This window comes from Janthinobacterium sp. 64 (assembly GCF_002813325.1).
Classification (GTDB): domain Bacteria; phylum Pseudomonadota; class Gammaproteobacteria; order Burkholderiales; family Burkholderiaceae_D; genus Janthinobacterium.
Window position 1 is genome coordinate 1889465 of sequence record NZ_PHUG01000001.1, and the last position, 20849, is coordinate 1910313.

The window sequence follows — 20849 nt, forward strand, 5'->3', positions numbered from 1 at the left end:
CTGCAAGCGTCCTGGAAAGGGGGCGGGTTCCCGGGACAAAGCCAGACGATTGACGGGTCAGGTAAGACGTTGACGCTATTTTATCTTAAATTCCACACAAGCAAAGTATTTTTCTTTTAACCATGAAAGATACTATTTTAACAATCACTTTCCCGGCGGGTAAAACGCGCCATATGCCAAGCTGATGCCGGGGCTGCGCACCCAGGCGGGCGGCGCGTGGCATGTCGCGGCGGCACCACAGACGGGGCCGCTACTGTCGCATGGCGCGCATTTCTTTTCGCATGCCGCTGCACCACGGGGCGAAACAGCATGGCAAAATGCATACATGCAGCTATCTGTCCGATGAGGGGGAAAGAGGAAATGGTCGACCTGGAAGAACTACGCTATCTGGCACTGTCGTTTCCCGACACCACCGAGGAAGAACACCACGACCGTCCAGCCTTCCGCGTGGGCGGGAAGATCTTTGCCACCCTGCCCGACGACGAGCACATCAACGTGCTGCTCGATGCGGAAGCGGCGCATATCGCCACCGTCATCACGCCGTCCGGCTGTCAAAAGCTGTGGTGGGGCGAACGTCTGGCCGGCATCACGGTGCGCCTGGCGGATGCCGAGCTGGACATGCTGGCCGCCGCCCTGACGGCCGCCTGGCGGCGCAAGGCGCCCAGCGACCTGGCCAAGACCATCGCCCCGACCGGATAGTTACATCGGCCAATTGCGCAGCAGCAAGCCCACCATCTGCTGCAATTGCTCGCGCGAGACGCCCGCCGCCGCCTGGATGGCCATGCCCTGCGACAAGGTCACGACAAAGCGCGCCTGCTGCTCAGGGCAGGAATCGGGCGGCAAATCACCCTCTTCCCTGGCACGCCGCAAGCGGTCGCGCAGCTTGATTTCACCGCGCAGCCGGCGCGCAAACAATTCATCGCGGATCGGCAAGGCGTCGTCGCTGCAGGCGAGCGCCGCATTGACGCCCATGCAGCCGTGCGGGCCGTCCGGCATGGTTTGCGCGTCGACATACTGCGTCAGCAAGGCTTCCACCACCTGGCGCGCCGTCGGCTGCTCCAGCGCCGCATCGAAAAACTGCATGCGCGTGTCGCTGTAGCGTTCGAGCGCCTTGTGGAACAGCTGCTCCTTGTTGCCGAAGACGGCATACAGGCTGGGCCGGTTCATGCCCATGGCTTTCGTCAATTCCGGCAGGGAGCTGCCTTCATAGCCTTTTTCCCAGAACACTTTCATGGCGCAATCGAGCGCTTCGTCCGCGTCGAACGTGCGTGGCCGACCCGTTTTCGCCTTGGGCGCTTCCTCTTTTTTATCTTGTTTCATACCGTTCGGTAAAAAATTATTGACAACACTGTCTGCCTGCCCTGATTATATACCGACCGGTTAAAAACATCTCGGCTTTTCAGGAACCTCACATGCAAACACCTTCCAACACTGCTGGCGACGATACCACCGTGGCGCCCTGGCTGGCCGTCTTATCGGTCGGCATCGGCGCCTTCGCCCTCGTCACGTCCGAATTCCTGCCCGTCGGGCTGCTGCCGGCCATGGCCGCGGAACTGGCCATCAGCAAGGGCCAGGCGGGACTGATGATCACCACGCCCGGCATCGTTGCCGCATTTGCCGCCATCTTCGTCACCGTCGGCTCGGGCCGCCTGGACCGCCGCATCGTGCTGCTGGCGCTCACCGCCCTGCTGGTCGCGTCGAACCTGCTGGTGGCGATGGCCCCCTCGTATGCATGGATACTGCTGGGCCGTGCCATGCTGGGCGTGGGCGTGGGCGGCTTCTGGGCCATCGGCAGCGCCATCGGCCCGCGCCTGGTGGCGCCGCAGCATGCGTCGCGCGCCATGTCCATCATCTTTGCCGGCGTCTCGCTGGGCACGGTGGCGGGCGTGCCGGCCGGCGCGCTGGTGGGCGAGCTGGTCGGCTGGCGCGTGGCTTTCGGCGCGGCCAGCGCCATCGCCGCGCTGGTCTGCCTCGGCCAGCTGTTGCTGTTGCCCAAGCTGCCGCCGACGCAGGCCATCCGCCTGCGCCAGCTGCCGATGATCTTCGGCATCCGCAAGGCCAGGCTGGGCTTGATCGCCACGGCCATGCTCTTCACGGGCCAATTCGCCGCCTACACGTATATCGCACCCTTCCTCACGCAGATTTCGCACCTGGCGGCCGGCACGGTCAGCGCCATGCTGCTGGTCTACGGCGCTGCCGGCTTCATCGGCAATCTGGTGGGCGGCTGGGCCGCCGGCCGCTACGAACGGGCCGCGCTGATGCTGACGGGCGCCGTGCTGGGCCTGTCCACCCTGGCGCTGGCCGCGCTGGGTAGCCATTCGGTGACGGCGATGCTGCTGGTGGCCGTGTGGGGCTTCGGTTTCGGTGCCATGCCGATCGCCGTGCAGACGTGGATGTTCAAGGCGGCGCCGGAGCTGATGGAAGGCAGCAGCGCCCTGTTTGTCGCCATCGTGCAAGTGTCGCTGGCGTCGGGCGCCTTGCTCGGCGGCATGGCCGTTGACCGGCTGGGCGTGGCCAGCGCCATGGTGCTGGGCGGCGTGTTCGCCCTCGGCTGCGCCTTGACGATCGCGCTCTTCGGCAAGCCGCGGGCCAGCGCCAAGGCTGGCGCGGCCTGCATCACATCGTAGGAATCAGATGCGCCCGCGGCGAAATTCGCCAAGGAATTTCGTCACTTCGGCCGCCGTCATCGGCACATCCGCGTCACCGTGATACGCATACAGGAACGGCGTGCCGCCCAAACGGTCCGTCAGCTTGGCAAACAGTAAAAAGCGGCTGCCCAACGGATAGCGCTGCAGGTCGACGAGGCGGCGCGAGCACTGCACGGCCAGCTCGGGCGAAAAGGCCTGGCCCGGCACGGGACGGATTTCCACGCGGCCATTGATCGCGCGCGATTCGACGGCAACGTGCCGGTATGCATAAGTATCACGGGCCATGCCGCCACCTTGAATGAAGTAAAGGCGCCATCTTAAGCGAAGTGGGCGCCCGCCGTGCTACTGCGCCACGATGCGCAGCAGGCGGCCATTGTCTTCATCGGTCAGCGCATACAGATAGCCGTCCGGCCCTTGGCGCACGTCGCGCACGCGCGTGCCGATGGCCAGGCGGTCCTGTCCCGTCACCTTGCCGTTCGCATCGACGGCGATGCGGCGGATATCCTTGGCCGCCAGGCCGCCGCTGAAGATGCTGCCGCGCCAGGCGGCGATCTTGTCGCCCGTATACACGGCCAGCCCCGACGGCGCCGGCGACGGCACCCAGGCCACGCTCGGATTGAGCATGCCGGCCACTTCGTGCTTGCCGATGGGTTCATGCGTCTTGTAGTCGGCGCCATAGCTTTGCAGCGGCCAGCCATAGTTGCCGCCCGCTACCACCAGGTTCAGCTCGTCGCCGCCGTACGGGCCATGTTCCGTGGCCCACACGCGGCCGGACACGGGATCGAGCGCCAGGCCCTGCACGTTGCGGTGGCCGTAGGACCAGATTTCCGGCAAGGCGCCCTTGGCCGCCAGCGGATTGCCGGGCGCCGGCTTGCCGTCTTGCGTCAGGCGCAGGATGGAGCCCTGGTGCGTGGCCAGGTTTTGCGCCTGCTCGCGTGCCAGGCGGTCTTTGATGCGCAGCGGCGGATTGCCGCCATCGGCCACGCTCATCAGCAAACTGCCGTCCGGCAGCCACAGCAGGCGCGAACCGAAATGCTGGCCGCCGCTCTTGTCGTCAGCCACCTTGAACAGGGTCACGATGCCCGTCACTTTCTTGCCGTCGAACACGCCGCGCACGAGGGTCGTGCGATTCGCGTCATTCGTGCCCGTCGATACCGTCATGTAGACGCGCGGATTCGGCTTGCCCGCATCCTGCGGGTGGATGACGATATCGAGCAAGCCGCCCTGCCCGCCCGTGAAGACTTTGGGCATGCCTTCCAGCGCCACGTCCTCGAACTTGCTACCATTCAGCAGGTGCAAAGTGCCCTGCTTGCTGGTGACGAGCGCACGGCCCTCGCCCAGCCAGGCGATACCCCACGGCTGGCGCACCCCCTGCGCGACGGTCTCGGCCTTCCAACCCTGTTTCGCGGCAGGCGGCTCGCCCGTGGCCGCCAATTCGGCCCAGGCCGATGGCACGGCGGCCAGTGCGAAGGCAAACACAATGCTGGTACGGCATAACTGGAACATGGCTACTCCTGTCGGTGGTCGATCAATGATTGGCGGTTCAGGCGCGCAGCAGCAAGGCCACGGCTTCGGCCGCGATGCCTTCTTCACGGCCCAGGTAGCCCAGCTTTTCATTCGTCTTGGCCTTGATGTTGACCTGGCCCACACTCACGCCCAGGTCGTCGGCCACGTTGGCGCACATGGCGGCGATGTGCGGCGCCATTTTCGGGCGCTGGGCGATGATGGTGGCGTCGATATTGCCGATGATATAACCGGTCGCCTGCACGCGGCGCACGGCTTCGCGCAGCAGGGTGCGCGAATCGGCGCCCTTGAATTGCGCATCCGTGTCGGGGAAATGGCGGCCGATGTCGCCCAGCGCGGCCGCGCCGAAGATGGCATCCGTGATCGCGTGCAGCAATACGTCGGCATCGGAATGGCCGAGCAAGCCCAGGTGATGGGGGATGTTCACGCCGCCGATGATCAGGTCGCGGTGTTCCACCAGCGCGTGGCAGTCATAGCCCTGGCCGATGCGAAATGGGAGGTCGGGTGTCGTTGTGTGCATGCGGGTCTCTCTGGAATTCAAGGATTAGCCAAGTACAGCTCGGCCGTGTGTATGTCGCGTGGCAAGGTCACCTTCAGGTTGCGCGGGTGGCCTTCGACCAGTCTGGGCGCCAGGCCCAGCGCTTCGACGGCGCTGGCGTCGTCGGTAATCGCTTGCGGATCGGGTGCTTGCGACAGGGCCCGCTGCAGCAAGGCATAGCTGAACATTTGCGGCGTCTGCGCCAGCCACAGGCCGTCGCGCGGCACCGTCTGCGCCGACAGGCTGTCCGGCCCCGCCCGCTTGACGGTGTCGACCACGGGCAAGGCCAGCAAGCCGCCGGCCGGATGTTCTGCGACTTCGGTAATGAGCTTTGCGATCAGCGCCGGCGTCAGGCCGGGACGCGCCGCATCGTGCACCAGCACCTGGTCGTGGGCAGCGATGCTGCCATGCAGCGCCTGCAGGCCATTCAAGGTCGTTTCCATGCGCGTGGCGCCGCCGCAGCGCAGTACAGTCACGCCGCTGTTGTTCCCTTGCGGCACTGCGCCATCGATCTGGCCATCCTCGGCGCTGACGACGATGTACGTATGCGCGATCAGGGGACTGGCGAGAAAGGCGTCCACGGCGTGGCGCAGCATGGGCTTGCCGGCAATGGGCAGGTATTGCTTGGGGCTGCCCGCTTCCATGCGCGCGCCCACGCCGGCGGCGGGGATCAGCGCAAAGTAACGGACGGTGTTCGGTGCTGCTGTCATGCCATTCCTTGTCTAGTTGGCGGGCGCTGCCTTGCCCGCCAGGATGTTCTGGATCTCGCCTTTGCACGCCTTGCCCAGGCGCGCATATTCTTGTGGAGAATCAATGGCCGCCTGCAAGGTTTCCACCTTGCGCATTTCAGCCTTGATGTACGGCAACCAGCCCGTGTCGATCTCGCGCGCCAGCGCCGCCTTGGCCGTGCCGCTGGGCGCGTACAGGGGGCGCGCCTCGAAGCGTTTGGCCAGCGCTGCGCGCACGGTCTTTTCCACGCGCGGCAAATGTTCCATATAGGTCTTCATGTGCCGCAGTTCGTGCGCGAGTATCTCATCATACGCGCAAGTGCCGGGAGCAAATTCACGGCCGATATAGATCACCACGGGCGCATACGTGAGGGTCACGGTAATCTGCGGCGCCACGCATTCATAGCCGCTGGCCGCATCTTGCAGCATGGGGCCGGCCAGGGCGATGGCCACGCGCGAATCGGTCTTCGTCAAGCCCAGTACCCAGGTATTGGCGCGCGCCATTCCTTTCATTACCGTCAGCGCCTTGTACGGCAGATGCGTATCGATGCTGTAACCGTTCTGCTGCGCCGTCAGCACGGACACCGTCTTGCTGATCGTGTCTTCGCAGCGCACCTGGAACGGCGTGCGCGCCTGCGCCTGTGCACCCAGGGTGGCACAGGCAAGCAGCAGGAAGATTGCCGTGCGCATGCGCAAGATCAAGCCGCTTGCCAGGCGCCGCTGGTGATCTTGTCGAGCCAGAAGATGCCGATGACGGTTTTCACGTCCGTGATCGTGCCATCCTTGACCCAGTCCAGCAGCTGCGGCACGGTGGCCGTAAATGTCTCCAGGAATTCGCCCTCGTCCAGGCGGCGTTCGCCGGCCACGAGGCCGCGCGCCAGAAACAGTTCCAGGTGCTCGTCGGAGTACGCGATGGCGTTATGGATGGTGGAGACGAATTGCCAGTCGCTGGCCGTGTAGCCCGTTTCTTCCAGCAACTCGCGCTGGGCGCACGCCAGGTGCGATTCGCCCGCATCGATCTTGCCGGCCGGGAATTCAATGAAGACACGGTCCAGCGGATAGCGGTACTGGCGTTCCATCAGCACCGTGCCATCGTCGAGCAGCGGCAGGATGACGACGGCGCCCGGGTGCAGGATGAATTCGCGCGCCGTGATCTTGCCGTCCGGCAGAGTCACGCGGTCGCGTTGCACGCGCAGGAAGCCGCCCTGGTAGACGAGCTCGCCGTCCACCTTGGTTTCAGTCAGATTCGTATCCATGGGATTCCTTTATTCAATAAAAAACGGCGCCAGAGGCGCCGCTTTCGGAGGATGGTGCCTAGCGGCGCTTACGCAGATAACGAGTCACGAAACCTGGGAAAGCCAGCACCAGGAACAGGCATCCGGTGATGGCATAGAACTCCCACGTCTGCGGGAAGCCGTTGCCGATGCGCGCTTCGAGCGCGAACGCCACGGCGCCGACGATGAAATACAGAATCACCATCTCCAGCAGGCGCAGCGCCAGCGGCTTGCGCCAGCCCTGCTCCGCCTGCGCCGCCTTTTTCAGGGGCACGGCGGCAAACAGCTTCTCGTTCAGGAAAGGCAGGTTGGCGCCCAGGATACCCAGGGCGATCACCAGCCAGCTCGAAGCGGTGACATCCATCGGTCAGGACGCCAGGGTCTTGGTGATGGCCGAAGCGCAAGCCGCCAGGATGCCTTCAGGCATCACACCGAGGGCCAGCACCAACACGCCGTTCAGTGCCAGCACGACGCGCATGTCGCCATGCACCACCAGTGCGTTGGAGTCCAGAGGCTCGTCGAACCACATCATCTTCACGACGCGCAGGTAGTAGAAGGCGCCGATCAGCGAGAACAGCACGGCGGCGATGGTCAGCCACAGCTGGCCCGTGGCCAGCACGGAAGCGAGCACCGAGTACTTGGCCATGAAGCCCATCAGTGGCGGCACGCCGGCCAGCGAGAACATGAACAGGGTCATCACCAAGGCGAAGATCGGGCTGCGTTTGCCCAGGCCCTTGAAGTCGGCCAATTCTTCTGCTTCAAAACCATTACGTGCCAACAACATGATCACGCCAAAGGTACCCAGGGTAGTGAACACGTAGGTGATGACGTAGTACATCGAAGCGCCATAGGCGGTGGCTGCGCCAGCCGCGTTCAGGGTGTTGTTCGGTGCGTCGACGGTACCGGACAGCAGACCCAGCAGGACGAAGCCCATTTGCGCGATGGTCGAGTACGCCAACATGCGCTTCAGGTTCGTTTGCGCGATGGCGGTGAAGTTACCGATGGCCAGCGACATCACGGCCAGTACCAGCAGCATTTGCTGCCAGTCATGTGCCATCGGCAGCAAGCCCTCGCCCAGCAAGCGCAGGGTGATGGCAAACGCGGCCAGTTTCGGCGCGCCGCCCAGCAGCAGGGTCACGGCCGTTGGCGAACCTTGATACACGTCAGGCACCCACATGTGGAATGGCACGACGCCCAGTTTGAAGGCCAGGCCAGCGACGAGGAACACCAGGCCGAAGACCATGATGGTGCCGTTGGTCTTGCTGTTTTCCAGCGCTACGCGCAGTTCGCCCAGGTCCAGCGTGCCGGAGGCGCCGTACAGCATCGAGATACCGTACAACATGAAACCGGAAGCCAGCGCGCCCAGGATGAAGTATTTCATGGCCGCTTCCGTGGCCTTGGCATTGTCACGGCGCAGAGCGATCAGCGCGTACAGCGACAGCGACATCAGTTCCAGACCCAGGTAGATGATCAGGAAGTTGTTGGCCGAGATCATGATCATCTGGCCCAGCAGTGCAAACAGGGCCAGCACGTAGAACTCGCCGCCCAGGTTACCCGACAGCATGTTGCGGTCGGTAGCGTAGGCACGCGAGTAGATCAGGGTCAGCGCCACGGCGCCGTACGAGAACAGTTTCAGCAGCTGCGACATCGGGTCCGACACGAACATATTATGGAACGTGTAGACGGTGGTGCCCGCGTTGAAGTCGCCCACGGTCAGCAAGGCGCAGCCGGCCAGGGTCAGCAAGGACAGCGCATAGGTGATCGAACGCTTCGCCGCAGGCAAGAACATATCGATCAGCAAGAGCGCCGACGTGGCGATCAGCAGAAAGATTTCCGCGTACAGCGGTACCAGATTAGGTGCATTAGTCATGTTATCGGTCTTCTATTTAAGGCAACTTGCTGGTGGCGACATGCTGCAGCAGGTCAGCAACCGAAGTTTGCATCGTGTCGGTGAACGGGGCTGGGTACAGACCCATCACGAGCACGGCGATGGCCAGCACGGCAAGCATGAAGAATTCACGTTTGTTGATGTCGGTCAGTTCGGCCACATGCTTGTTCTTGATCTTGCCGAACACCACGCGCTTGGCCATCCACAGCGAGTACGCCGCGCCCCAGATCAGTGCCGTTGCAGCCAGCAGACCGATCCAGAAGTTGTATTGCACCGCGCCCAGGATCACCATGAACTCGCCGACGAAACCGGACGTGGCTGGCAAGCCGCAGTTGGCCATCGAGAACAGCACGAAGAAGGCGGCAAATTTCGGCATGCGGTTCACGACGCCGCCGTAGTCGGCGATGTTGCGGGTATGCATGCGGTCATACAGCACGCCGATGCACAGGAACATCGCGCCGGAGATGAAGCCGTGCGAGACCATCTGCACGATACCGCCCTGTACCGAGATGTCGTTGAACATGAAGAAGCCCAGGGTGACGAAACCCATGTGCGCGATCGACGAATAGGCGACCAGTTTTTTCATGTCGGTTTGCACCAGGGCAACCAGACCGATGTAGATGACGGCGATCAGCGACAAGGCGATCATGAAGCCCGACAGGTAGTGGCTGGCATCCGGCGTGATCGGCAGCGAAAAACGCAGGAAGCCGTAGGCGCCCAGTTTCAGCATGATGGCGGCCAGCACGGCGGAACCACCGGTAGGCGCTTCCACGTGGACGTCGGGCAACCACGTGTGGACGGGGAACATCGGCACCTTGACGGCAAACGCCATCAGGAAGGCCAGGAAGATGAAGATCTGCTCGTTCATCGTCAGCTTGAACGCATGCCAGGCCAGGATGTCGAAGGTGCCCGACACATTGCGCAGGTAGATGATGGCAACGAGGGTCAGCAGCGAACCGAAGAAGGTGTACAGGAAGAACTTGAACGACGCGTACACGCGGTTCGAGCCGCCCCAGATGCCGATGATGATGAACATCGGGATCAGGGTTGCTTCAAAGAAGAAGTAGAACAGCAAGCCGTCCAGCGCGCAGAACACGCCGATCATCAGGCCCGACAGGATCAGGAACGATCCCATGTACTGGGCGATGCGCTTCTCGATCACTTGCCAGGCCGAAATGACGACGATGACCGTGATGAACGCCGTCAGTGGCACGAACCACAGCGACAGGCCGTCGATACCCAGCGAGTACCAGATATTGAAGGTTGCTATCCACGGTGCTTTTTCGACGAATTGCATGCCGTGTGCGGCGTTGTCGAAATGCTGGATCAGCGGCAAGGTGCACAGCATGCTGAGCACGGCGCCAGCCAGCGACAGCCAGCGGGTAAAGCCCGCTTTGCTGTCACGGCCAAGAGCCAGGATCAGGACGCCGCAAATGATCGGCACCCAGATCGACAGACTCAGGTAAGGAGGTAGTGTAGAAATCGTAGACTGCATCATGGTTCTCAGTATTCTTTTATCAGGTCAGCTTACTTAGCGGGCCAGAATGGCAGGAAATAGATCAGGAAGCCCAGCACGCCCAGGATCATCACGAATGCATAGTGATAGATGTAGCCGGTCTGCAACACTCGCGACAGCGAGGACAGCCAGGCGACGACCTTGGCGCTACCGTTGACCAGCAGGCCATCGATCAGCTTCTTGTCACCGAAGTTCCACAGGCCATTACCCAGCAAGCGGGCACCGCCGGCGAACACGACTTCATTGAACTTGTCCATGTAGTACTTGTTGTCCAGCAGGGTGTGGATCGCGTGGAACTTGGCAAAGAACCAGGCTGGTACACGCGGGTTGACCATGTAGCAGTAGTAGGCTGCCACCACGCCGGACAATGCCAGCCAGAACGGTGCCGTCGACAGGCCGTGGATCGCCATCGCCATCGCGCCGTGGAATTCATGCGACAACTCTTCCATTGCTGGATGGTTTTCGCCCACAAAAATCACGCCCTTGAAGAAATCGCCATGCAGCATCGGGCCGATCGTCAGGTAACCGATCAGCAGCGAAGGAATCGCCAGCATCACCAGCGGGAACCAGACGACGAATGGGGATTCATGCGGCTTCTGACCAGGTTCCAGACCGTGGTGCGCGTGGTCGTCTTCGTCTTCTTCATGATGGTCGTCATGTGCATCGCCGTGCGCGCCATGGGCCGCTTTCGGTGCGTGATGGTCGTCATGGCCGTGCGCATGCGCCTGGCCGAAACGTTCCTTGCCATGGAAGACGAGGAAATACATGCGGAACGAATAGAAGGCGGTGACGAACACGCCAGCCAGCACGGCGAACTGGGCAAAGCCAGCACCCCAGATGTGCGTCGCTTCGACGGCTTCGATGATGCTGTCTTTCGAGTAGAAACCGGAGAACAGCGGCGTGCCGATCAGGGCCAGCGAACCGACCAGTGACGTGATCCAGGTGATCGGCATGTACTTGCGCAGGCCGCCCATGTTGCGAATGTCCTGGTCATGGTGCATGCCGATGATGACGGAACCGGCGCCCAGGAACAGCAGTGCCTTGAAGAAGGCGTGCGTCATCAGGTGGAACACGGCCACGGAGTACGCGGACGAACCCAGCGCCACGGTCATGTAACCGAGCTGCGACAGGGTCGAGTAAGCGACGACGCGCTTGATGTCGTTCTGGATGATGCCCAGGAAACCCATGAACAGCGCCGTGATGGAGCCGATCACCAGGATGAAGGACAGCGCCGTGTCGGACAGTTCGAACAGCGGCGACATGCGCGAAACCATGAAGATACCGGCCGTCACCATCGTCGCGGCGTGGATCAGTGCCGAGATCGGGGTAGGACCTTCCATCGAGTCAGGCAGCCACACGTGCAGCGGGAACTGCGCCGACTTGCCCATCGCGCCGATGAACAGGCAGATGCAGGCGACGGTCAGCAGGGCCCAGTCGGTACCTGGAAGGCTCAACAGCGCCAGTTCGTCTTTTTTGGCGAACACTTCCTGGTAGTTCATGGTGCCGGCGTAGGCCAGCAGCAGGCCGATACCGAGAATGAAGCCGAAGTCGCCCACGCGGTTGACAAGGAAAGCCTTCATGTTGGCCACGATGGCCGTCGGACGCTGGTACCAGAAACCGATCAAGAGGTAAGAGACCAGGCCCACGGCTTCCCAACCGAAGAACAGTTGCAGGAAGTTGTTGGCCATGACCAGCATCAGCATCGAGAACGTGAACAGCGAGATGTAGGCGAAGAAGCGGTTGTAGCCTTCGTCGTCCTTCATGTAGCCGATCGTGTAGATGTGCACCATCAGAGAAACAAAAGTGACCACGCACATCATCATCGCCGACAGCGAATCGATCTGGAAGCCCACTTCCATCTTCAGGGTGCCGATCGTCATCCAGTTATAGATCGTGCCGTTGAATGTCGCGCCATCCATCACTGCCAGCAGTGTCTGCACGGACAGGATGAACGCAATCAGTACGCCCAGGATCGTCGCGGTATGCGACGTCTTGCGTCCGACCAAATTACCCAGGAACTGGGTGCCAAGCAAGCCTGCAATCGCGGCACCGGCCAGCGGCGCCAGCGGTACGGCAAGAAGGAGGTTAGGGTTGAGGAGTTGCCCCGCCATGATGAACCTTAATCGTTATTATTCGAGAGATCGAGTCTGAAAAACATCAGCCTTTGAGGCTGTCCAGGTCTTCGACGTTGATGGTATCCAGATTACGGAACATCACCACCAGAATAGCCAGACCGATAGCCGACTCAGCGGCGGCAACCGTCAGGATGAAGAAAACGAAGATCTGACCGGCCGCGTCGCCCATGAAATGGGAGAACGCGATGAAATTCATATTCACCGCCAGCAGCATCAATTCGATTGCCATCAGCAATACGATGATGTTCTTGCGGTTCAGGAAAATACCGACGATCGAGATTGCGAACAGGATCGCGCCCAGGACCAAAAAATGTGTGAGCGATAATGTCATGGTGCCTCCTTAACTTCCGGCTCAGCCGCAGGACGCTCGACCACCGCGTCCATCTTGATGATCTTCAGGCGGTCGTTGCGCTTGACGCGCACGGCATCGCCCGGAGCAAAATGCTTGGTGTCCTTGCGTTTGCGCAGGGTCAGTGCAACCGCGGCAACGATAGCCACCAGCAGCACGACGGCAGCGATCTCGAAGGCGAACACATATTCCGTGTAGATCAGCAAGCCCAGTTCCTTGGTGCCGCCCAGGTTGACGTTGACCGGCGCGATGCTAGGCGTAAAGTTGCGGAAACCGTGCCACAGGACGGCGGCCATTTCCAGCACGATGATCACGCCCACCGTCACCGACAAAGGCAGATAGCCCCAGAAGCCTTCGCGCATGCGGTCGATATTGATATCGAGCATCATGACCACGAAGAGGAACAGCACCATCACGGCGCCGACATACACCAATACCAGCACGATGGCCAGGAATTCAGCTTGCAGCAGCATCCAGATGCCCGCTGCGGAGAAGAAGGACAGTACCAGGAACAGTACTGCGTGGACCGGATTACGGGCCGTGATGACGCGCGTCGCTGCCAGAATCAAGATCAGCGCGAAGGCGTAAAACAAAATTGTTTTAAAGTCCATAAAAAACCCAATAGACGTACAGATGAACGAGGGGCGCGCCGCAGCCATTGGCTACGGCGCATCCATCAGCGATAAGGTGCGTCGGCGGCGCGCGCAGCGGCGATGTCATTTTCATAACGATCACCCACGGCCAGCAACATCTCTTTCGTGTAATACAAATCCCCGCGTTTCTCGCCGTGGTATTCCAGGATTTGCGTCTCGACGATCGAATCGACCGGGCAGGACTCTTCGCAGAAACCGCAGAAGATGCACTTGGTCAAGTCAATATCGTAACGCGTGGTGCGGCGCGAGCCGTCGTCACGCTGTTCCGATTCGATCGTGATGGCCATCGCCGGGCAAACCGCTTCGCACAGTTTGCAGGCGATGCAACGTTCCTCGCCGTTCGGGTAGCGGCGCAGCGCGTGCAAGCCACGGAAACGCGGCGAGATCGGTGTCTTCTCTTCCGGGAATTGCACCGTGATCTTGCGCGAAAACATGTACTTGCCTGTCAGCGCCATGCCCTTGATCAGCTCGCCTAACAAGAGGCTGCTGAAGAAATCTTTTACCTTATCCATTCGTATGCACTCTCTTACTTCCAAATATTCCAGGATGTCTGCATCCAGGCAGCGACGAAGACCAGGTAGACCAGCGTCAACGGGATAAACACTTTCCAGCCCAGGCGCATGATCTGGTCATAACGGTAGCGTGGGAAAGTACCGCGCACCCAGATGAACACCGAGACGATGAAGAAGGTTTTCGCGAACAGCCAGAAGAAGCCGCCGAAACCACCCCAGAACTCAAGGAAAGCAAATGGTGCGGACCAGCCACCGAGGAACATGAGCGAAGCCAGCGCGGCGATCAGGATCATGTTGGCGTATTCGGCCAGCATGAACATGGCGTAGGCCATGCCCGAGTACTCGACCATGTGGCCGGCGACGATTTCCGACTCGCCTTCGACGACGTCGAACGGATGGCGGTTGGCTTCAGCCAGGCCCGATACCAGGTAGATGACGAACATCGGCAGCAGCGGCAGCCAGTTCCACGACAGGAAGTTCACGCCCTTGTCAGCGAAGAAGCCGATTTGCTGGCCGCCGACGATGTCGATGAAGTTCAGGCTGCCCGAGACCATCAGCACGATGACCATCACGAAGCCCATCGGGATTTCATACGAAATCATCTGCGCCGAAGCGCGCATGGCGCCCATGAACGAGTACTTCGAGTTCGAGGCCCAGCCGGCGATGATGATGCCGTAGACTTCCATCGAGGTAATCGCCAGCAGCATCAGCAAGCCCGCGTTGACGTTGGCCAGCACGGCTTGCGGACCGAACGGCACGACCGACCAGGCGGCCAGGGCCGGCATGATGGTCATGATCGGGCCGATCACGAACAGGCCTTTGGCGGCCTTGGACGGGATGATGATCTCTTTGAACAAGAGTTTCAGCGCATCGGCGATCGGCTGCAGCAAGCCCAATGGTCCCACGCGGTTCGGGCCGACGCGGATCTGGATCCAGCCGATCAGCTTGCGTTCCCACAAGGTCAGGTAGGCAACCAGGCCCATCAGCGGCAACAGCACACACAGTATCTTGATCAGGGTCCAGAAGAACGGCCACGAGCCGCCCAGCAAATCCTGGCCACTGCTGTTGATGACGTTTACAAATTCAGGCAGAGCCATCAGATTTTCCCCTCTGCTGTTTCAACTGTGATGTCACCGAACATGCCGCCCAGGCCAGCCGTCGAGGCATGCGCCGCCGACACTTTGACCACATTGGCTGGCAGGCCGGCGTGAATGGCCGCCACCAGGATGGCGCTGCCGGAGCCTTGCGCCACTTTGACCTTGTCGCCCGCCTTGATGCCCAGCTTTTCAGCCAGCGCCAGGGACAGGTGCGCTTGCGGCGCGGCGCCATCGACCGTGCGTTGCAACGGTTCGGAGCGGCGTACCAGCGCGTCGGCGAAGTAGATCGGCACGTCGGCGATGCGTTGCAGCGCAGGCGACGCCGGTGCGTAGCTTGCCGCTTCCGGCGCGTTCTTGGCGATGTTGTTCAGCTGTGCCGACAGATCGGTCACGCCGGCACCGAACGCTTCGTCGCGGATCGCTTCGGAGGTGTCGTAGTCGAAACCGGCCAGGCCCAGGATGTTGCCCAGGACGCGCAGCACTTTCCAGGCTGGACGGGTATCGGCCAGCGGTTTGACGGTGCCGTTGAAGCTTTGCGCGCGGCCTTCGCAGTTGACGAAGGTGCCCGAGGTTTCAGCGAACGGCGCGATCGGCAGCAAGACATCGGCGTACTCCATGCCGTGCTTGAAGGCGGACATGGCCACGACCATGTCGGCGCCATCGAGGGCGGCGCGGGCCGCTTGTGGATTGGCGGCATCGAGTTCCGGCTCGGCGTGCAGCAGCACGTAGGCTTTTTTCGGCACGGCAAAGGCAGCTTGCACATTCGTGCGCGGCTTGGCGACCAGGTGCGCGCCAACCGTGTTGGCCGCTTCCGTCAGGTAGCCGAGCTTGGCGCCCGTCTGTTCGGCGATCCATTGCGCGGCAGCGTGCAGTTGCGACGCTTGCGGGTGTTGCGTTGCCGCGTTACCCAGCAGCACGGCACCATGGTCGCCGGCCATCAGGCTCGCGGCGATGGCCACTGCCACGTCCGAAGCAACAACTGCTTCAAAACCGGCTGGCGCGGCAATTTCTTTGGCTTTGGCAACAGCGACGACCACTTCCGACAAGGCCGCCAGCCAATCGCCTGGCGCTGCGATCATCTTGTTGGCGATGGTGATCAGTTGATCATCGTCCGAGGCGTGCAGGATCGACAGCTTGGCGCCGCCCTTGACGGACGCGCGCAAACGCGTGGCCAGCAATGGGTGATCCTTGCGCAGGAACGAGCCGATGACGAAGGCGCGCTTGATCTGGCCAAATTCGCTGATCGGCATGCCCAGCCATGGCTTGACGTTCGCGTCGAGCGCGAAGTCGGTCTGGCGCAGGCGGAAGTCGACGTGCTCGGTACCGAGACCGTGGGCGACTTTTTGCAGCAGGACCAGCTCTTCGACGGTCGAATGCGGGGTGGCCAGCGCGGCGATGGCGTCAGCGCCATGCTCGTGCTTGATGTTTTTCAAACCGTGCGCCACGTATTCCAGCGCCGTTTGCCAATCGACTTCTTTCCACTCGTTGCCTTGTTTCAGCATCGGGGTCGTCAGGCGGTCAAAGCTGTCCAGCGCTTCATACGAGAAACGGTCCTTGTCCGAGATCCAGCACTCGTTGACGGCTTCGTTTTCCAGCGGCAATACGCGCTTGACCTTGCCAGCTTTCACTTGCACGATCAGGTTCGTACCGAGGCCGTCATGCGGGCTGACCGATTTGCGGCGCGACAGTTCCCACGTACGGGCGCTGTAGCGGAACGGCTTCGAGGTCAGTGCGCCAACCGGGCACAGGTCGATCATGTTGCCCGACAGTTCCGAGTCGACCGACTGGCCGACGAAGGACACGATTTCCGAGTGTTCGCCGCGGCCGATCATGCCCAGCTCCATCACGCCGGCCACTTCCTGGCCAAAGCGTACGCAACGGGTGCACTGGATGCAGCGCGACATCTCTTGCATGGAAACCAGCGGACCGGCTTCCTTCGGCGTCACAACGCGCTTGTCTTCCTTGTAGCGCGATTCGCTCTTGCCGTAGCCCACTGCCAAGTCTTGCAACTGGCATTCGCCGCCCTGATCGCAGATAGGGCAATCGAGCGGGTGGTTAATCAGCAAGAATTCCATGACCGACTTTTGCGCCTGCACAGCTTTATCGCTGGCGGAGCGCACGATCATGCCGGCACTGACCGGGGTCGCACAAGCGGGCAAAGGCTTGGGCGCCTTTTCCACTTCGACCAGGCACATGCGGCAGTTCGCTGCGATCGACAATTTCTTGTGATAGCAGAAGTGCGGAATGTAGGTTCCCAATTTGTTGGCGGCGTCCATCACCATGCTACCAGCAGGGACTTCGACTTTTTTGCCGTCTATTTCGATTTCAACCATGGTGATCGTTACCTGACGCAGCTTAGATATATGCGGGCACTAAGCAATGCTTGTGCTCGATATGATATTCAAATTCTTCACGGAAATTCTTAATGAAGGCCCGTACCGGCATGGCAGCCGCATCGCCCAGCGCGCAAATGGTGCGGCCCTGGATGTTGTCGGCGATCGAGTTGAGCATGTCCAGGTCGTCTGGACGACCCTGCCCCTGCTCGATGCGGTGCACCATGCGGTACATCCAGCCTGTGCCTTCACGGCAAGGCGTACACTGGCCGCACGATTCTTCAAAATAGAAGTAGGACAGGCGCTCCAGCGCCTTCACCATGCAGCGTGTTTCGTCCATCACGATGACGGCGCCCGAACCCAGCATCGAACCGGCTTTCGCGATCGAGTCGTAGTCCAGGTCGGTCTGCATCATGATGTCGCCGCGGATCACCGGCGCGGACGAGCCGCCAGGAATCACGGCCTTGATCTTTTTGCCACCGCGCATGCCGCCTGCCAGTTCCAGCAGGGTTGCAAACGGGGTGCCGAGCGGTACTTCATAGTTGCCCGGTTTTTCCACGTCGCCCGAGATCGAGAAGATCTTCGAACCGCCGTTGTTCGGCTTGCCCATCGCCAGGTATTTCTCTGGACCGATGTTCAGCACGAAAGGCACGGCCGCGAAGGTTTCCGTGTTGTTGATCGTCGTCGGCTTGCCGTACAGGCCAAACGAGGCAGGGAAAGGCGGCTTGAAGCGCGGCTGGCCTTTCTTGCCTTCCAGCGATTCGAGCAGGGCCGTTTCTTCGCCGCAGATGTAGGCGCCATAACCATGGTGCGCGTGCAACTGGAACGAGAACTCGCTGCCCATGATCTTGTCACCGAGGAAACCGGCGGCGCGCGCCTCTTCCAGCGCTTCTTCGAAACGCAGGTATTCCTGGAAGATTTCACCGTGGATATAGTTGTAGCCCACGGTGATGCCCATCGCATAAGCGCCAATAGCCATGCCTTCGATCAGCGCATGGGGATTGTAACGAATGATGTCGCGGTCCTTGAAAGTACCCGGCTCGCCTTCATCTGTATTGCAGACGAGGTATTTCTGGCCCGGGAACTGGCGCGGCATGAAGCTCCACTTCAGGCCGGTCGGGAAACCCGCGCCGCCACGGCCGCGCAAGGACGACGCCTTGAGGTCGGCGATGATCTGTTCCGGCGTGATTTTCTCTTCCAGGATACGCCGCAGGGCGCTATAGCCGCCGCGGTTCACATAATCTTGCAAATGCCAGTTCTTGCCATCCAGATCCTTCAGGATCAATGGATCGATATGGCGGTTGTGGAGTGACGTCATTTCTTGAGTTCCTCCAGCATGGCGTCGATCTTCTCGTTCGACATCCAGCTGCACATGGTTTTATTACTGACCAGCAAGACCGGCGCATCGCCGCAAGCACCCATGCACTCGCCTTCAACCAGGGTGAACTGGCCGTCTGCGGTGGTTTCGCGGAAATCGATGCCCAGTTTCTGCTTCAGGTACTCTGCAGCGCGCACGCCGCCCGACAGGGCGCATGGCAGGTTGGTGCACACGGTGATCTTGTGCTTGCCCACGGGTTTCACGTTGTACATATTGTAGAACGTGGCCACTTCCTGCACGGCAATCGCCGGCATGCCGATGTAATCGGCCAGTTCCTTCATGGTGTCCGGCGCCAGCCAGCCCAGTTCATCCTGGGCATGGGCCAGCGCGGCCATGACGGCCGACTGACGCTGGTCGGCCGGGTACTTGGCCAGCTCGCGGTCAATTTTCTTATAGCATTGCTCTGATAACAACATACTTTTTGCCTCTTAGCGGTCAATACTGCCGAACACGATGTCTTGCGTCCCGATGATGGTCACGGCGTCGGCAAGCATGTGCCCACGCGCCATTTCGTCGAGCGACTGCAAGTGGGCGTAGTCTGGCGCGCGCAGTTTCATGCGGTACGGCTTGTTGGCGCCATCGGACACCAGGTACACGCCGAACTCGCCCTTCGGATGCTCCACTGCGCTGTAGGCCTCGCCTGGCGGCACGTGGAAACCTTCCGTAAACAGCTTGAAGTGGTGAATCAAGGACTCCATGTTGGTCTTCATGTCGACGCGGCCCGGAGGCGCCACCTTGCGGTTGCTGGTCATGACAGGACCTTCATTGTTGCGCAGCCACTCCACGCATTGCTTGATGATGCGGTTCGACTGGCGCAGCTCTTCCACGCGGACCAGGTAGCGGTCGTAGCAATCGCCGTTGGTGCCGATAGGAATGTCGAAATCCATCAGGTCGTACACTTCGTACGGCTGTTTCTTGCGCAAATCCCACTGCACGCCCGAGCCGCGCAGCATGGCGCCCGTAAAGCCCATGGCCAGCGCATCTTCCGGCGAAACCACGCCGATGCCAACCGTGCGCTGTTTCCAGATACGGTTGTCGGTCAACAGCGTCTCGTACTCGTCCACCGAGTTCGGGAAACGGCGCGCGAAGTCTTCGATGAAGTCCAGCAGCGAACCCTGGCGGTTTTCATTGAGTTTGCCGATGGCCTTGGCGTTGCGGATGATCGAGGCCTTGTGCTGCGGCATCGCGTCCGGCAGGTCGCGGTACACGCCGCCCGGACGGTAGTAGGCCGCGTGCATGCGCGCGCCCGAGACTGCCTCGTAGGCGTCGAACAAGTCTTCGCGGTCGCGGAAGCAATACAGGAACGGGCCCATGGCGCCAACGTCCAGCGCGTGGGTGCCGAGCCACATCAGGTGGTTCAGGATGCGCGTCATCTCGTCGAACATGACGCGGATGTATTGCGCGCGCAGCGGCACTTCCAGGCCCAGCATCTTTTCGATGGCCATCACGTACGCATGTTCATTGCACATCATCGACACATAGTCGAGACGGTCCATGTACGGCACGGATTGCAAATAGGTCTTCTGTTCGGCCAGCTTTTCGGTGGCGCGATGCAGCAGGCCGATATGCGGGTCGGCGCGCTGGATGACTTCGCCATCCATCTCCAGCACCAGGCGCAGCACACCGTGCGCGGCCGGATGCTGCGGCCCAAAGTTCAGGGTGTAGTTCTTAATCTCAGCCATTATTTCATCCCGTAATGTTCTTCGCGGATCACGCGCGGCACGTTTTCCCGCGGCTCGATCGTCACGGGCTGGTAAATCACGCGCTTTTGTTCCGGATCGTAACGCATCTCGACATAGCCGGAGACGGGGAAATCCTTGCGGAACGGATGGCCGATGAAACCGTAGTCGGTCAGCAGGCGGCGCAAGTCGTTGTGGCCTTCGAAGAGGATGCCCAGCAGGTCGAATGCTTCGCGCTCGTACCAGTTGACGGCGCGCCAGATGCTCACCACGGAGGGCAGCAGCGGCATGTCGTCGTCCGGTGCGAACACGCGCACGCGCACGCGCCAGTTGTGCTTGACCGACAGCAAGTGCGAGACGGCCGCGAAACGCAGACCATCCCAGCTACCGTCGCCATAGGTCGAGTAGTCGACGCCGCACAGGTCGAGCATTTGCTCGAAATGCAGGGTCGGATCGTCGCGCAAGGTCAGCATCACGGCCAGGTAGTCCTCGGCCTTGACGACCAGGGTAACTTCGCCCAGTGCAACCGTCGTGCTAACGCGATCGCCCAGGGCAGTGCCGAGGGCGTTTTGCAATACTTCTAAATGTGTTGTCATA

At 61.1% G+C, this 20849-nt stretch carries 22 protein-coding genes; 2 read left to right on the forward strand and 20 right to left on the reverse strand.

The window, feature by feature from the left end; all coding sequences use genetic code 11:
* Positions 1 to 360: 360 nt before the first annotated feature.
* Complete coding sequence (locus CLU91_RS08270; protein WP_096236640.1) at positions 361 to 699, forward strand: MmcQ/YjbR family DNA-binding protein; 339 nt, start codon at positions 361 to 363, stop codon at positions 697 to 699.
* Here CLU91_RS08270 and CLU91_RS08275 read toward each other — a convergent pair whose 3' ends face one another.
* Positions 700 to 1320 (reverse strand): TetR/AcrR family transcriptional regulator, encoded by a 621-nt coding sequence (locus CLU91_RS08275; RefSeq protein ID WP_100873779.1) that lies wholly within the window; start codon positions 1318 to 1320, stop codon positions 700 to 702.
* Positions 1321 to 1412: 92 nt separating this feature from the next.
* Here CLU91_RS08275 and CLU91_RS08280 point away from each other — a divergent pair, with 92 nt between their 5' ends.
* A complete protein-coding gene (locus tag CLU91_RS08280) occupies positions 1413 to 2627 on the forward strand; it encodes an MFS transporter (RefSeq protein WP_100873780.1) in 1215 nt (404 codons plus the stop codon).
* Between the two features lie 3 nt (positions 2628 to 2630).
* On the opposite strand, the gene CLU91_RS08285 is transcribed toward CLU91_RS08280, so the two are convergent.
* The 19 genes from CLU91_RS08285 to CLU91_RS08375 all read right to left on the reverse strand — a co-directional run bounded on the left by CLU91_RS08285 (position 2631) and on the right by CLU91_RS08375 (position 20848).
* Positions 2631 to 2933: a hypothetical protein gene (locus tag CLU91_RS08285; RefSeq protein WP_198521284.1), complete on the reverse strand. Its 303-nt coding sequence runs from the start codon at positions 2931 to 2933 to the stop codon at positions 2631 to 2633.
* A 57-nt stretch (positions 2934 to 2990) separates the two neighbouring features.
* Positions 2991 to 4154, reverse strand: a complete 1164-nt coding sequence (locus CLU91_RS08290) for a PQQ-dependent sugar dehydrogenase (protein ID WP_100873782.1) — start codon at positions 4152 to 4154, stop codon at positions 2991 to 2993.
* A 37-nt stretch (positions 4155 to 4191) separates the two neighbouring features.
* Positions 4192 to 4692 carry a 2-C-methyl-D-erythritol 2,4-cyclodiphosphate synthase gene (ispF, locus tag CLU91_RS08295; protein ID WP_100873783.1) on the reverse strand — a complete coding sequence of 167 codons (501 nt, stop codon included), beginning with the start codon at positions 4690 to 4692 and terminating at the stop codon, positions 4192 to 4194.
* A gap of 17 nt (positions 4693 to 4709) precedes the next feature.
* Entirely contained in the window at positions 4710 to 5420 is a 711-nt protein-coding gene (gene ispD, locus CLU91_RS08300; protein ID WP_100873784.1) for a 2-C-methyl-D-erythritol 4-phosphate cytidylyltransferase, read from the reverse strand.
* A 12-nt stretch (positions 5421 to 5432) separates the two neighbouring features.
* Positions 5433 to 6128 carry a hypothetical protein gene (locus tag CLU91_RS08305; protein WP_198521285.1) on the reverse strand — a complete coding sequence of 232 codons (696 nt, stop codon included), beginning with the start codon at positions 6126 to 6128 and terminating at the stop codon, positions 5433 to 5435.
* Positions 6129 to 6136: 8 nt separating this feature from the next.
* Positions 6137 to 6694 carry an NUDIX domain-containing protein gene (locus tag CLU91_RS08310; protein ID WP_100873786.1) on the reverse strand — a complete coding sequence of 186 codons (558 nt, stop codon included), beginning with the start codon at positions 6692 to 6694 and terminating at the stop codon, positions 6137 to 6139.
* 58 nt (positions 6695 to 6752) lie between these two features.
* On the reverse strand, positions 6753 to 7076 hold the full coding sequence (locus CLU91_RS08315) for a DUF2818 family protein (RefSeq protein WP_070288753.1): 324 nt from the start codon (positions 7074 to 7076) through the stop codon (positions 6753 to 6755).
* A gap of 3 nt (positions 7077 to 7079) precedes the next feature.
* A complete protein-coding gene (nuoN, locus tag CLU91_RS08320) occupies positions 7080 to 8582 on the reverse strand; it encodes an NADH-quinone oxidoreductase subunit NuoN (protein ID WP_100873787.1) in 1503 nt (500 codons plus the stop codon).
* Positions 8583 to 8598: 16 nt separating this feature from the next.
* Positions 8599 to 10098, reverse strand: coding sequence for an NADH-quinone oxidoreductase subunit M (locus CLU91_RS08325; RefSeq protein ID WP_100873788.1), 1500 nt, complete (start codon positions 10096 to 10098; stop codon positions 8599 to 8601).
* A gap of 29 nt (positions 10099 to 10127) precedes the next feature.
* Complete coding sequence (nuoL, locus tag CLU91_RS08330) at positions 10128 to 12227, reverse strand: NADH-quinone oxidoreductase subunit L (RefSeq protein WP_100873789.1); 2100 nt, start codon at positions 12225 to 12227, stop codon at positions 10128 to 10130.
* Positions 12228 to 12273: 46 nt separating this feature from the next.
* Complete coding sequence (gene nuoK / locus CLU91_RS08335) at positions 12274 to 12582, reverse strand: NADH-quinone oxidoreductase subunit NuoK (RefSeq protein WP_010399724.1); 309 nt, start codon at positions 12580 to 12582, stop codon at positions 12274 to 12276.
* Positions 12579 to 13211 carry an NADH-quinone oxidoreductase subunit J gene (locus CLU91_RS08340; protein ID WP_071076364.1) on the reverse strand — a complete coding sequence of 211 codons (633 nt, stop codon included), beginning with the start codon at positions 13209 to 13211 and terminating at the stop codon, positions 12579 to 12581. Before CLU91_RS08340 ends, nuoK begins: the two co-directional genes overlap by 4 nt.
* A gap of 65 nt (positions 13212 to 13276) precedes the next feature.
* The gene (nuoI, locus tag CLU91_RS08345; RefSeq protein ID WP_010399726.1) at positions 13277 to 13765 is read right to left on the reverse strand and encodes an NADH-quinone oxidoreductase subunit NuoI; all 489 of its coding nucleotides are present in this window, start codon (positions 13763 to 13765) and stop codon (positions 13277 to 13279) included.
* 14 nt (positions 13766 to 13779) lie between these two features.
* On the reverse strand, positions 13780 to 14862 hold the full coding sequence (gene nuoH / locus CLU91_RS08350; RefSeq protein WP_100873790.1) for an NADH-quinone oxidoreductase subunit NuoH: 1083 nt from the start codon (positions 14860 to 14862) through the stop codon (positions 13780 to 13782).
* Entirely contained in the window at positions 14862 to 17195 is a 2334-nt protein-coding gene (gene nuoG / locus CLU91_RS08355) for an NADH-quinone oxidoreductase subunit NuoG (protein ID WP_100873791.1), read from the reverse strand. The genes nuoH and nuoG overlap by 1 nt, the downstream gene beginning before the upstream one ends.
* Before the next feature lie 22 nt (positions 17196 to 17217).
* Positions 17218 to 18513: an NADH-quinone oxidoreductase subunit NuoF gene (nuoF, locus tag CLU91_RS08360; protein WP_010399729.1), complete on the reverse strand. Its 1296-nt coding sequence runs from the start codon at positions 18511 to 18513 to the stop codon at positions 17218 to 17220.
* Positions 18510 to 18989 carry an NADH-quinone oxidoreductase subunit NuoE gene (nuoE, locus tag CLU91_RS08365; RefSeq protein ID WP_071076360.1) on the reverse strand — a complete coding sequence of 160 codons (480 nt, stop codon included), beginning with the start codon at positions 18987 to 18989 and terminating at the stop codon, positions 18510 to 18512. Before nuoE ends, nuoF begins: the two co-directional genes overlap by 4 nt.
* 12 nt (positions 18990 to 19001) lie before the next feature.
* On the reverse strand, positions 19002 to 20255 hold the full coding sequence (locus CLU91_RS08370; protein ID WP_034749992.1) for an NADH-quinone oxidoreductase subunit D: 1254 nt from the start codon (positions 20253 to 20255) through the stop codon (positions 19002 to 19004).
* Complete coding sequence (locus tag CLU91_RS08375; protein WP_100873792.1) at positions 20255 to 20848, reverse strand: NADH-quinone oxidoreductase subunit C; 594 nt, start codon at positions 20846 to 20848, stop codon at positions 20255 to 20257. Before CLU91_RS08375 ends, CLU91_RS08370 begins: the two co-directional genes overlap by 1 nt.
* Between the last annotated feature and the right edge of the window lies 1 nt (position 20849).